General features: G+C 68.0%; 13 protein-coding genes. 6 read left to right on the top strand and 7 right to left on the bottom strand.

Features of this window, described 5'->3' with window-relative positions:
- Positions 1-92 precede the first annotated feature (92 nt).
- The 3 genes from ACCD11_RS11890 to ACCD11_RS11900 all read left to right on the top strand — a co-directional run bounded on the left by ACCD11_RS11890 (position 93) and on the right by ACCD11_RS11900 (position 2,413).
- Positions 93-1,310 (top strand): acyl-CoA dehydrogenase family protein, encoded by a 1,218-nt coding sequence (locus ACCD11_RS11890; RefSeq protein WP_413313999.1) that lies wholly within the window; start codon positions 93-95, stop codon positions 1,308-1,310.
- A 279-nt stretch (positions 1,311-1,589) separates the two neighbouring features.
- Entirely contained in the window at positions 1,590-2,123 is a 534-nt protein-coding gene (locus ACCD11_RS11895) for a hypothetical protein (RefSeq protein WP_413314000.1), read from the top strand.
- Positions 2,124-2,233: 110 nt separating this feature from the next.
- Entirely contained in the window at positions 2,234-2,413 is a 180-nt protein-coding gene (locus tag ACCD11_RS11900) for a DUF3606 domain-containing protein (protein WP_007833182.1), read from the top strand.
- Positions 2,414-2,434: 21 nt separating this feature from the next.
- Here the strand turns inward: ACCD11_RS11900 and ureG are convergent, their stop codons facing one another.
- The 3 genes from ureG to ureE form a co-directional block, all read right to left on the bottom strand.
- Positions 2,435-3,085, bottom strand: coding sequence for an urease accessory protein UreG (gene ureG / locus ACCD11_RS11905; RefSeq protein WP_007833183.1), 651 nt, complete (start codon positions 3,083-3,085; stop codon positions 2,435-2,437).
- Between the two features lie 16 nt (positions 3,086-3,101).
- Positions 3,102-3,782 (bottom strand): urease accessory protein UreF, encoded by a 681-nt coding sequence (locus tag ACCD11_RS11910; RefSeq protein WP_007833192.1) that lies wholly within the window; start codon positions 3,780-3,782, stop codon positions 3,102-3,104.
- Between the two features lie 98 nt (positions 3,783-3,880).
- Complete coding sequence (gene ureE, locus ACCD11_RS11915) at positions 3,881-4,453, bottom strand: urease accessory protein UreE (protein ID WP_007833194.1); 573 nt, start codon at positions 4,451-4,453, stop codon at positions 3,881-3,883.
- A 71-nt stretch (positions 4,454-4,524) separates the two neighbouring features.
- Here ureE and ACCD11_RS11920 point away from each other — a divergent pair, with 71 nt between their 5' ends.
- Positions 4,525-4,752, top strand: a complete 228-nt coding sequence (locus ACCD11_RS11920; RefSeq protein ID WP_007833196.1) for an AbrB/MazE/SpoVT family DNA-binding domain-containing protein — start codon at positions 4,525-4,527, stop codon at positions 4,750-4,752.
- On the top strand, positions 4,749-5,153 hold the full coding sequence (locus ACCD11_RS11925; protein ID WP_413314001.1) for a type II toxin-antitoxin system death-on-curing family toxin: 405 nt from the start codon (positions 4,749-4,751) through the stop codon (positions 5,151-5,153). The genes ACCD11_RS11920 and ACCD11_RS11925 overlap by 4 nt, the downstream gene beginning before the upstream one ends.
- A gap of 3 nt (positions 5,154-5,156) precedes the next feature.
- Here the strand turns inward: ACCD11_RS11925 and ureC are convergent, their stop codons facing one another.
- The 4 genes from ureC to ACCD11_RS11945 are packed head-to-tail and all read right to left on the bottom strand — an operon-like array spanning position 5,157 to position 8,122.
- Positions 5,157-6,875, bottom strand: coding sequence for an urease subunit alpha (gene ureC, locus ACCD11_RS11930; protein WP_413314002.1), 1,719 nt, complete (start codon positions 6,873-6,875; stop codon positions 5,157-5,159).
- 2 nt (positions 6,876-6,877) lie between these two features.
- Entirely contained in the window at positions 6,878-7,183 is a 306-nt protein-coding gene (locus ACCD11_RS11935) for an urease subunit beta (protein WP_413314003.1), read from the bottom strand.
- A 2-nt stretch (positions 7,184-7,185) separates the two neighbouring features.
- Positions 7,186-7,791 carry a HupE/UreJ family protein gene (locus tag ACCD11_RS11940; protein WP_413314004.1) on the bottom strand — a complete coding sequence of 202 codons (606 nt, stop codon included), beginning with the start codon at positions 7,789-7,791 and terminating at the stop codon, positions 7,186-7,188.
- Positions 7,792-7,819: 28 nt separating this feature from the next.
- Positions 7,820-8,122 (bottom strand): urease subunit gamma, encoded by a 303-nt coding sequence (locus tag ACCD11_RS11945; RefSeq protein WP_007833203.1) that lies wholly within the window; start codon positions 8,120-8,122, stop codon positions 7,820-7,822.
- A gap of 189 nt (positions 8,123-8,311) precedes the next feature.
- Here ACCD11_RS11945 and ACCD11_RS11950 point away from each other — a divergent pair.
- A partial coding sequence (locus ACCD11_RS11950) for an ATP-binding protein (protein ID WP_413314005.1) occupies positions 8,312-11,369 on the top strand: 3,058 nt, incomplete at its 3' end.

An 11,369-nucleotide genomic window follows, 5' to 3' on the forward strand; every position in this document is an offset into this window, starting at 1 on the left:
ACAGCACAGGCCCTCGGCTGTCGCATGAACGACCGTGCGAAACACCATGCGCCGCGTACCTTCAATGCACATCGACTGTTGAAGGACGCACCATGCATTTCGAATTCACCCCCCGGGCGATCGCGCTGCGCGACGAGCTGCTCAAGTTCATGGACGAGTTCGTCTACCCGAACGAGAAACGCCGCGAGGAAGAGCTGGCCGCCAACGCCCGCGCCGGGCGGGCATACGCCGAGCTGCCGATGATGGCCGGCCTCAAGGCCAAGGCGCGCGAGCGCGGCCTGTGGAACCTGTTCCTGCCCGAGGCCGAGCACGGCCCCGGCCTCACCAACGTCGAGTACGCCCCGCTGTGCGAGATCATGGGACGGCGCTACTGGTGCGCGGAAATCTTCAACTGTTCCGCGCCCGACACCGGCAACATGGAAGTGCTGGCCCGCTATGGCACCAAGGCGCAGCAGGAGCGCTGGCTCACGCCGCTGCTCGCGGGCGAGATCCGCTCGTCGTTCGCGATGACCGAGCCTGAAGTCGCATCGAGCGACGCCACCAACATCCGCTGCAGCATCCGGCGCGAAGGCAACGAGTACGTCATCAACGGACGCAAGTGGTACATCACCGGCGCGATGAACGAGCGCTGCGAGATCTTCATTCTGATGGGCAAGACCGACCCCGACAACGCCGACCGCCACAGGCAGCAGTCGATGATCCTCGTGCCGAAGAATACGCCGGGCATCACCATCGTGCGCGACATGCAGCTGCTCGGCATGTACGACCCGCCGTTCGGCCACCCCGAGATCGTGTTCGAGAACGTGCGCGTGCCGGTCGAGAACATCCTGCTCGGCGAAGGCCGCGGCTTCGAGATCGCGCAGGGCCGCCTCGGCCCCGGGCGCATCCACCATTGCATGCGCGCCATCGGCATGGCCGAGTCCGCGCTCGAGATGATGTGCCGGCGCCTGGTGTCGCGCACCGCCTTCCACAAGCCGCTGTCGGAGCAGGGCGTGTGGCGCGAGCGCATTGCCGAGTCGCGCATGCTCATCGAGCAGTCGCGCTGGATGGTGCTCAACGCGGCTTACCGCATGGACACCGTGGGCAACAAGGTCGCCGCCAAGGAGATCGCGATGATCAAGGTGCTCACGCCCAACAACTGCGTGAAGGTGATCGACTGGGCGATGCAGGCCTTCGGCGCGATGGGGCTGAGCCAGGATACGCTGCTCACCCACTTCTACGCGTACGAGCGCCACCTGCGCGTGGCCGACGGCCCCGACGAGGTGCACCGCAACGCCATTGCGAAGCAGGAGCTGGCGGCCTACCAGTAAGAAGAGGAGGAGCGCGAAAGGCGCTCAGCGCGCGGCACCACACGGCGGCAGTCGGTGCCAGCGCCCGGACCTGCGAGCGCATCGCCAGCCACCATGGCGGACGCATCTACTCGGCGCCGCATGCAGGAGGCGTGCTGGGGCTGACGCTGCGCCTGCCGCTGCTGGCTGGCGAGCGCGTTCAGGGATTGATCGGCTGACTGATCGACGCCGGCCGGAACGGGCCTCCTGGAACTCCGCGCCATACTCGCGGTCCCACGGTGCCGCCGCCTTTCTTTCCCGATGCCGAACGTGCGATCCATTGCTTCTCTGACCTCTTTTCTCCGTGCGCTCGCCGCGAGCGCGGCCCTTCTCGCCGCCGGTGCACTGCATGCGCAGGCCTTGCCGGCGGGCGTGCACCTTGGCATGTCGGCCGAGGAACTGCGGGCCGTGCTGCCCGCGGCCGAGCGTGTGCAGCGCCCGCAGCGGCTGAGCGGCGGACTGGCCGGCAGCTGGCGCGCGGCCCCGGTCGAGATGGCGGGGCTGCTGTTCGAGCCGACCTTCTTCTTCGCCGCCTCGGAGTTGCGCCGCGTCGAATACGTGGCGACGGCGCAGGCCACGCCCGACAACGGCGCGGCGGCCTTCGCGGCGCTCGTGCGATGGGGCCGAGGGGCGTTCGGCAATGAACTCGCATCGCACGACCCGGGCAGCGTGTACGCCGCATGGGTGAGCAACGACACCGACGTCTACGTGCAGCAGCAGGCCGGCGATCCGCGCCGCGCGAGCGTGCGGCTGGTCTACAAGGCGCGGCAGCTGCGCGACGGCAGCGAACTCTGAGCGCCGCCGCGCCATGGGAAGTTGTCCTGCAAGCCGATTCGAATCCGTCCGGCCGGCGGCGCCCGGCAGGCGGAGAGACTGCCGTCTCCAAATTCTTCATGGAGACGACGATGCCCGAGGCCAGCGAGGTCCGCATTCCGCAGGACGATGAGCAGATTGATGTCACCGACCTGAAAGAGGTCGACTACTGGACAAAATGGTTCGGCGTGACCGAGGCTCGCCTGCGCACGGCCGTGGCGTCTGCCGGCACGCGCAGGGACGATCTGCGCGTCTACCTCGGGCTACCCTGAAGCGGCTGCAGCCGAGCTGCTTCAGGCGGCGGCCAGCATGCCCCGTTCCTCGATGAACGCGACCACCTCGGCCACGCCGGTGAGCGTCTTGAGGTTCGTCATCACGTAGGGCCGCTGGCGGCGCATGCGCTGCGTGTCCTGCTCCATCACGTCGAGGTTCGCGCCCACGTAGGGGGCGAGGTCGGTCTTGTTGATGACGAACAGGTCGCTCTTGGTGATGCCGGGGCCGCCCTTGCGCGGAATCTTTTCGCCGGCCGCCACGTCGATCACGTAGATCGTGAGGTCCGACAGCTCGGGGCTGAAGGTGGCCGCGAGGTTGTCGCCGCCGGATTCGACGAACACGATGTCGGCGTCCGGGAAGTCCTCGAGCATGCGGTCGATGGCTTCGAGGTTGATCGACGCGTCCTCGCGGATGGCGGTGTGCGGGCATCCGCCCGTCTCGACGCCCATGATGCGTTCAGCCGGCAGCGCGCCAGACACCGTCAGCAGGCGCTGGTCTTCCTTGGTGTAGATGTCGTTGGTGATGGCGATCAGGTCGTACTTGTCGCGCATCGCCTTGCAGAGCATCTCGAGCAGCGTGGTCTTGCCCGAGCCGACCGGGCCGCCGATGCCTACGCGCAGCGGGGGCAGTCTCTTGGTGCGATGGGGGATGTGGTGCAGGGCGGAGGTCATGGAGGGTGTGTCCGGTTCAGCTTCGGAAGAGGCGGGAATATTGTGTTTCATGACGGGCCGACAACACCGCCAGCAGGGGCGCGAAGGCCTGGCGCTGGTCGTCGCCGAGGGCCATGGCGCGGGCCACGGCATCCGGGATTTCCTGCGCCAGCCGCCCGAGGATGCGCTGGCCCGCGCTCTGGCCGAGCGGCACGGCCTTGACGGCGGCAGCGACCATGTTCTCGGCCCAGCCGAAGGCGAAGGCCAGGCAGCCGTCGTGCACCGTGGCGCCGGTGCGGCCGACCGCGAAGGCGAAGGCGATGGGGTAGCTCGCGGGCAGGTCGGTGAATACTTCGGCCGTGTCGGCGTGGTGCAGCTTGAGCCACTCGACGAAGGAGCGGCCCATCTGTTCGGTCTGCAGGAAAAATTCGGCCGATTCGCGGGTGCTCATCACCCACTGATTGAGTTCGCGGATGCGCGGCATGTCGTTGGCGCGCCAGGCCGCGATGGCCTGCGCGAAGGCCGCGAGATCGCCGCGCGCGAAGCTCAGGTGCAATTGGTCGGCGAGCCATTCGGCGGCCTTGGCCTCCGAGTCGACGCCGGCCCATTCCACTGCCGCCTCGATGCCTTCGGAATACGAGAAGCCGCCCACGGGCAAGGCCGGCGAGGCGAGCCAGATGAGCTGCAGCAAGCTGTTGGCGCTGACTGGGTTGGGCATGTCAGTTCTTCACTGCGCGACTTTGTTCGGGGCGCGTGCACAGGCCACCGGGCACTCCCCTCCGCGAATGTCCCCCGTCGGCGTGAGCGCGCCCCGGATCACGCATGGCCATGCTCGTCGAGCAGTTCCGGCGCGAGCACGAGCGGCTTCGGGCCTTTGCTGCCGCCATGCGAGTGCCCATGGCCGTGGCTGTGACCCCCGCTGTGCGAATGCTCATGCGAACCATAGGCGCCGTTCTCGGGTTCGAAGGCTTCTTCCACCGCCACGACGATCAGGTGCATCGAACGCAGCATGTCGGCCAGCACATGGTCGGGCTCGATCTTGAGATGGTCGGGCCTGAGCTCGATCGGCACATGCCGGTTGCCCAGGTGATAGGCCGCGCGCGTCAGGTCGAAAGGCGTGCCGTGGGCCGTGCAATGCGTGATGCGCAGCACGGGCTGCGGCGCGGCGATGACGCGGACCAGCGAGCCGTCTTCGGCCACCAGCACATCGCCGCCCCGCACGGCGGTGCCGCGCGGCAGGAACACGCCGATCTGGCGGCCCTGCGAGTCGGTGGCGTCGAAGCGGCTTTTCTGGCGAATGTCCCAGTCGAGCTCGATGGTGGCGGCGCGCTTGAGCAGAACGGGCGCAAGGCCGCGGCCCTGGGGCATGAGTTTGTTGGCGGTGAGCATGGTGGCTTGCGGCTCCAAATGAGGCGGGCTAATATAACGTTCGTTATAACTTCTGTTCAACGGAGCGTTCAATGTCCGCCCTCAAACTGACTCAGATCGGTAACTCTGTCGGCATCATCCTGCCCAAGGAAGTGCTGGCGAGCATGAACGTGGGCAAGGGCGACACCGTCTACCTCACGCAGGCCGCCAACGGCGGGGTCACGATCACGCCGTACGACGACGAGTTCGAGCGGCAGATGGAGGCGGCGCGCCGCGTCATGAAGAAGCGGCGCAATGTTCTGCGCGAGCTTGCCAAGTGAGCGCCGCCAACCAACACTGGGTCTGGCTGAACCTGAGTGTGATCCAGTTGGTCCATGAAGAACAGCTCGCCGAGCATGGTGGTCCCGCCGGTGTGCGTGACGAGGGAATGCTTGCATCCGCCATGGGCCGACCGCAGAACCGCGCGATGTACGAATCTCCCGATGCGGCCACGCTGGCCGCGAGCTACGCATTCGGCATCGCCCGCAACCACCCGTTCGTGGACGGCAACAAGAGAACCGCATTCGTTGCGATGGAAACTTTCCTCGATCTCAACGGATTCGAGCTCCTCGCGTCCGACGAGGACTGCGTACTGAAGACGCTCGGCCTCGCGGCGGGGGAGATCGACGAAGCCTCCTTTGCCCAATGGATTCGCGAGCACCTCGCACCGCGCAGCCCCTGACATTCAAAACAGGAAATACCGCTGCGCCATCGGCAGCAGCTTCGCCGGCTCGCAGGTCAGCAGGTGCCCGTCGGCGCGCACCGCGTAGGTCTGCGCATCGATCTCCATCCTCGGCGTGTAGCCGTTGTGGATCAGATCCTTCTTGCGCACGTTGCGGATGTTCTTCACCGCGCTGAGGTTCTTGCTCAGGCCGTAGCGTTCCTTGATGCCCGAGGCCAGACCGGCCTGCGAGACGAAGGTCAGCGAGCTTTTCGCGAGGGAACCGCCGTACGCGCCGAACATCGGCCGGTAGTGCACCGGCTGTGGCGTGGGTATCGACGCGTTCGGGTCGCCCATCGCAGCCATCGCGATGGTGCCGCCCTTCAGGATGGTGAAGGGCTTCACGCCGAAGAAGGCCGGCTTCCAGATCACGATGTCGGCCCACTTGCCGACTTCGAGCGAGCCGACCTCGTGCGCGATGCCGTGCGCGATGGCCGGGTTGATCGTGTACTTGGCGACGTAGCGCCTGGCGCGGAAGTTGTCGTTGCGCTCGTTGTCCTCCGGCAGCGTGCCGCGCTGCAGCTTCATCTTGTGCGCGGTCTGCCAGGTGCGGATGATGACTTCGCCCACACGCCCCATGGCCTGGCTGTCGGAGCTGAACATGCTGATCGCGCCGAGGTCGTGCAGCACGTCTTCGGCGGCAATCGTTTCCTTGCGGATGCGCGATTCGGCAAAGGCCAGGTCTTCGGCGATGCCGGCGTCGAGGTGGTGGCACACCATGAGCATGTCGACGTGCTCGTCGAGTGTGTTCACGGTGTAGGGCATCGTGGGGTTGGTGGACGAGGGCAGGAAGTTGGCCTCGCCCACCACGCGCAGGATGTCGGGCGCATGGCCGCCGCCCGCGCCTTCGGTGTGGAAGGCGCAGATGGCGCGCCCGCCAACGGCCGCGATAGTGTTCTCGACAAAGCCCGATTCGTTGAGCGTGTCGCTGTGGATGGCCACCTGCGTGTCGGTGGCGTCGGCCACGTCGAGGCAGTTGCTGATGGCCGCGGGCGTGGTGCCCCAGTCTTCATGCAGCTTCAGGCCGATGACGCCGGCTTCGATCTGCTCGTGCAGCGCGTGCGGCAGGCTCGCATTGCCCTTGCCGAGGAAGCCCAGGTTCATCGGGAACGCATCGGCCGCCTGCAGCATGCGCTCGATGTGCCAGGGGCCGGGCGTGGCGGTGGTCGCGAAGGTGCCGGTGGCGGGGCCGGTGCCGCCGCCGAGCATGGTGGTCACGCCTGAGGTCAGCGCCTCCTCGATCTGCTGCGGGCAGATGAAGTGGATGTGGCTGTCGATGCCGCCGGCGGTGACGATGTTGCCCTCGCAGCTGATGATCTCGGTGCCGGGGCCGATGACGATATCGACGCCCGGCTGCACGTCGGGGTTGCCGGCCTTGCCGATGGCGGCGATGCGGCCGTCCTTCAGGCCGATGTCGGCCTTGACGACGCCCCAGTGGTCGAGGATGAGCGCGTTGGTCAGTACCGTGTCGACAGCACCCTGCAAACGCGTGCGCTGCGATTGCGCCATGCCGTCGCGAATGGTCTTGCCGCCGCCGAACTTCACCTCTTCGCCGTAGCCGCCGGCGCGCAAGGTGTAGTCGGCCTCGACTTCGATCAGCAGGTCGGTGTCAGCAAGACGGACCCGGTCGCCCACGGTGGGGCCGAAGATTTCTGCGTAGGCACGCCGCCCGATGGTGGCCATGTTTAAAGCTTCCCTTGAACCAGGCCGCGAAAGCCGTAGACGATGCGATCGCCCGAAAAATCGACCAGTTCGACCGTGCGCTGCTGGCCCGGTTCGAAGCGCACCGCGGCGCCCGATGCGATGTTCAGCCGCATGCCGCGCGCGGCCTCGCGGTCGAAGCCGAGCGCGCCGTTGGTCTCGGCGAAGTGGTAGTGCGAGCCGACCTGGATCGGCCGGTCGGCGGTGTTGCGCACCACCAGCGTGAGGGTGCGGCGGCCGGGGTTGAGCGTGTGCTCGCCGTCGTCGGTGAGGAGTTCGCCGGGGATCATGTTCAGACGGCCTGTGCCAGCAGCGACGCACCGAGCACCACCACCGCGGCACCGGTCACGCGCGGCAGCCACGCGTTGGCATGGCGCAGCGCCCAGCCCACCGCGATGCCCGCGAGGTGCAGCAGCACGGTCGCGCCGACCATGCCGGCCAGCGTGAGGGCCGCGCCTTCTTCGCTCGCCAGTTCGTGGCCGTGGGACACGCCATGGAAAAGGGCGAACACGCCGACGACCGCCATGGCGACCACGGCCGGCAGGTGAACGCGCGTGGCCACCAGCAGGCCGAGCACCAGCAGCGAGGCCGCGATCATCGGCTCGACCGCCGGCAGCTGCACGCCGGCCAGGCCCATCAGCGCGCCCACCAGCAGCATGCCGGCGAAGGCCAGCGGCGCCCAGAGCAGGTCGGGCCAGGCGCGGCGCGCGGCCAGCGCGCTCCAGAGGCCGACCGCGACCATGGCGGCGAGGTGGTCGGCGCCGGTCAGCGGATGCAGGAAGCCCGTGGTGAGGCCGTGGTGCAGGCCGCCGTCGACGCCGGTGTGGGCGCTGGCCGCGAGGGGCAGCACGAGGGCGGCGCACAGTGCGAGGCTTCTGGAAGCAGTGGTCTTGCGCATGGAAAGAATCCTTCTTGTTCTGGGTGTGTCAGACGATCGGCTGGTGGACGGTCACCAGCTTGGTGCCGTCCGGGAAGGTGGCTTCGACCTGGATGTCCGGGATCATCTCGGCGATGCCGTCCATCACGTCGGCGCGGGTCAGCACGCCGCGCCCGTCGCTCATGAGCTCGGCGACGCTCTTGCCGTCGCGGGCGCCTTCCATCACGGCGGCCGAAATCAGGGCGATGGCTTCGGGGTAGTTGAGCTTCAGGCCGCGGGCCTTGCGGCGTTCGGCGAGCAGCGCCGCGGTGAAGATCAGCAGCTTGTCTTTTTCGCGCGGAGTCAGTTCCATGGGATCGGCATCGGGTGGCAGAGAGTGGCGGCCATTATGGGCAAGCCGGCTTCTTTGCAACAGTCGTGCCGCGCGGCAGCCGGGGCCGCCGCGCACGGCCGCCCGAAGCGGCCGGCCCGCCCGCGGTGGGGGGCGAAACGACACGAAGTGCGCGCAGCCTGGGGACGATCAACAGTGCAGGCACGAAAGATGCACCGAAACGGTGTGAACCCCACTGACACACCGATCACCCCCGACGACGCCCCCCAGCGCATCGTCAAGGTGCGGCGCGACTACAACAGCTGGGTGGCCAGCGAGACGCTGGAGGACTACGCGTTGCGCTACACGCCGCAGCGCTTTCGCAAGTGGTCCGAATGGCGGGTGGCGAACACGGCCTTCGGGGCGGCGTCGTTCCTGATCCTGGAGGCGGTCGGCGCCACGCTGCTGGTGCAGTACGGCTTCGCCAACGCCTTCTGGGCGATCCTGGCGACCGGGCTCATCATCTTCCTGGCAGGCGTGCCGATCAGCGTGTATGCGGCGCGCTACGGCGTCGACATGGATTTGCTCACGCGCGGCGCGGGTTTCGGCTACATCGGCTCCACGCTCACCTCGCTGATCTACGCGAGCTTCACTTTCATCTTCTTTGCGCTCGAGGCGGCGGTGATGGCCTATGCGCTGGAACTGGCACTGGGCATCCCGCCTGTGTGGGGCTACCTGGTGTGCGCGCTGGTGGTGATCCCGCTGGTCACGCACGGCGTGTCGGCCATCAGCCGGCTGCAGCTGTGGACGCAGCCGCTGTGGCTGCTGATGCTGGTGGTGCCTTTTGCCTACGTGCTGGTGCGCGATCCTGGTGCATTTGCGGGCATCGTGCACTACAACGGGGTTCGCTCGGGCACGAGTGGCTTCAATTTGCACCTGTTTGGCGCTGCGCTCACGGTCGGCATCGCGCTGATCACGCAGATGGGCGAGCAGGCCGACTACCTGCGCTTCATGCCCGCCCGCACCGCGGCCACGGCGCGCCGCTGGTGGGGCGCGGTGCTGGCCGGAGGGCCGGGCTGGGTGGTGCTGGGCGTGCTCAAGATGCTGGGCGGGGCGCTGCTGGCCTACCTGGCGCTCACGCACATGGTGCCGGCCGACCGTGCGGTCGATCCGAACCAGATGTACCTCGCGGCCTACGAGTACGTGTTTCCGCACTACGGCTGGGCGGTGGCGGCCACGGCGCTGTTCGTGGTGATCTCGCAGCTCAAGATCAACGTCACCAACGCCTATGCCGGTTCGCTGGCCTGGAGCAATTTTTTCTCGCGCGTGGCGCACAGCCACCCGGGGCGCGTGGTGTGGGTGGTGTTCAACGCGCTGATCGCCTTCATGCTGATGGAGATGAACGTGTTCGAGGCGCTGGGCGACGTGCTCGGTCTGTTCGCCAACATCGCCATCGCCTGGATGATGGCCGTGGTGGCCGATCTCGTCATCAACAAGCCGCTGGGGCTGTCACCGCCGGGCATCGAGTTCAAGCGCGCGCACCTGTGGGACATCAACCCGGTGGGCGTGGGCGCGATGGCGCTGGCCTCGGTGCTGTCGATCACCGCGCACCTGGGCATGTTCGGTCCGCTGGCGCAGGCCTTCTCGGCGCTGATCGCGCTCGGCACGGCGCTGGTGGCATCGCCGCTGCTGGCCTGGGCGACGGGGGGCAAGTACTACCTGGCGCGCGGCTCCGATGAACACCACGGTGCGGTGGCTTTCGCGCCCGCCGGAGGTTCGCGCACGGTGCGCTGGGCCAAGGTCGAGACCGGCAGCTACCAACGCCTGAAGGTGCAGCACTGCGTGATCTGCGAGCGCGAGTACGAGGGGCCGGACATGGCGCATTGCCCCGCCTACCAGGGCGCGATCTGCTCGCTGTGCTGCACGCTCGATGCGCGCTGCGGCGACCTGTGCAAGCCGCATGCGAGCCTCTCGTCGCAGTGGTCCGGCGTGCTGCGCTGGCTGCTGCCGCGGCGCAGCTGGCGCTATCTCGACACGGGGCTCGGCCACTTCCTGCTGCTGATGCTGGTCATCGTGCCGCTGCTGGCCGTGGTGTTCGGCGTGCTCTACCAGCAGGAGCTGCGCGCGTTCGGCGAAGGCGCGCTGGAGCTGGCCTCCGAGGCCGACGTGGCTGCGGCGCTGGCAGGCGTGCAGAAGCTGTCGCTGCGCTCGGGCTTCCTCAAGGCGTACATGGCGCTGCTGGTCATCGCGGGCATCGTTGCGTGGTGGCTGGTGCTGGCGCACCAGAGCCGCAAGGTGGCGCAGGAAGAATCGAACCGGCAGACCCACCTGCTGGTGCGCGAGATTGAACTGCACCGCGAGACCGATCGCGCGTTGCAGGCCGCAAAACAGATCGCCGAAGAGGCGAGGGCCGTGGCCGAGCAGGCCAAGCAGGCCGCCGACCAGGCCAACCAGGCCAAGAGCCGCTACATCAGCGCCATCAGCCACGAACTGCGCACGCCCCTCAACAGCATCCTCGGCTATGCGCAGCTGATGGGCGAAGACCATTCGGTGCCGCCGCACCGCCAGCAGGCGGTAGCGGTCATCAAGCGCGGCGGCGAGCACCTGCTGTCGCTCATCGAGGGCACGCTCGCCATCGCGCACATCGAGGCCGGCAAGCTCACGCTGCATGCGCGGCCGATGCGCTTCGCCGACACGATGCGCGAACTGGCCGACATGTTCGAGCTGCAGGCGGCGGAGAAGGGGTTGCAGTTCCACTTCGATGCTGCAGGCGCGTTGCCCGAGGTGGTGCGCGCGGATGAAAAGCGCGTGTGCCAGATCCTCATCAACCTGCTGGGCAACGCGATCAAGTTCACGGCGGCCGGACAGGTCACGCTGCGGCTGGCCTATGCGCGCGAGTTCGCGTCGGTGGAGATCGAGGACACCGGACCGGGCATGCCGGCCGGGGACATCGAGCGGATCTTCGAGCCGTTTGCGCGCGGGAATGCAGCGGGCGCATCGGCCGCGCCGGGCGCGGGCCTGGGGCTCACCATCGCCAAGATGCTGACCGACCTGATGGGCGGCGAGATGAAGGTGCAGAGCACGCCGGGCGTGGGCTCGCTGTTCTGCGTGCGCCTGTTCCTGCCGCGCGTGCACGACGCCATGGCCGGCACCGGCCGGCCGCTGCCGGTGCAGCGCGGGGGGGGGGGGGGCCCCCGCCCCCCCCCCCCCCCGGGGGGGGGGGGGCCCCGGGGGGGCGCCCCCCGCCCGCGGGGGGGGGGGGGGGCGCCGCGGGGGGGGGGGCAGCGCC

The organism is Variovorax sp. Varisp36 (genome assembly GCF_047304235.1).
Lineage (GTDB): Bacteria > Pseudomonadota > Gammaproteobacteria > Burkholderiales > Burkholderiaceae_C > Variovorax.

Bases quoted from the DNA above. Each gene is read 5' to 3' on its own strand.
- ACCD11_RS11895 (WP_413314000.1), top strand. From the start codon at position 1,590: ATGCCGAACGTGCGATCCATTGCTTCTCTGACCTCTTTTCTCCGTGCG.
- ACCD11_RS11935 (WP_413314003.1), bottom strand. From the start codon at position 7,183: ATGATCCCCGGCGAACTCCTCACCGACGACGGCGAGCACACGCTCAAC.
- ACCD11_RS11900 (WP_007833182.1), top strand. From the start codon at position 2,234: ATGCCCGAGGCCAGCGAGGTCCGCATTCCGCAGGACGATGAGCAGATT.
- ureC (WP_413314002.1), bottom strand. From the start codon at position 6,875: ATGGCCACCATCGGGCGGCGTGCCTACGCAGAAATCTTCGGCCCCACC.
- ureE (WP_007833194.1), bottom strand. From the start codon at position 4,453: ATGCTCACCGCCAACAAACTCATGCCCCAGGGCCGCGGCCTTGCGCCC.
- ACCD11_RS11945 (WP_007833203.1), bottom strand. From the start codon at position 8,122: ATGGAACTGACTCCGCGCGAAAAAGACAAGCTGCTGATCTTCACCGCG.
- ACCD11_RS11910 (WP_007833192.1), bottom strand. From the start codon at position 3,782: ATGCCCAACCCAGTCAGCGCCAACAGCTTGCTGCAGCTCATCTGGCTC.
- ACCD11_RS11890 (WP_413313999.1), top strand. From the start codon at position 93: ATGCATTTCGAATTCACCCCCCGGGCGATCGCGCTGCGCGACGAGCTG.
- ACCD11_RS11940 (WP_413314004.1), bottom strand. From the start codon at position 7,791: ATGCGCAAGACCACTGCTTCCAGAAGCCTCGCACTGTGCGCCGCCCTC.
- ACCD11_RS11920 (WP_007833196.1), top strand. From the start codon at position 4,525: ATGTCCGCCCTCAAACTGACTCAGATCGGTAACTCTGTCGGCATCATC.
- ureG (WP_007833183.1), bottom strand. From the start codon at position 3,085: ATGACCTCCGCCCTGCACCACATCCCCCATCGCACCAAGAGACTGCCC.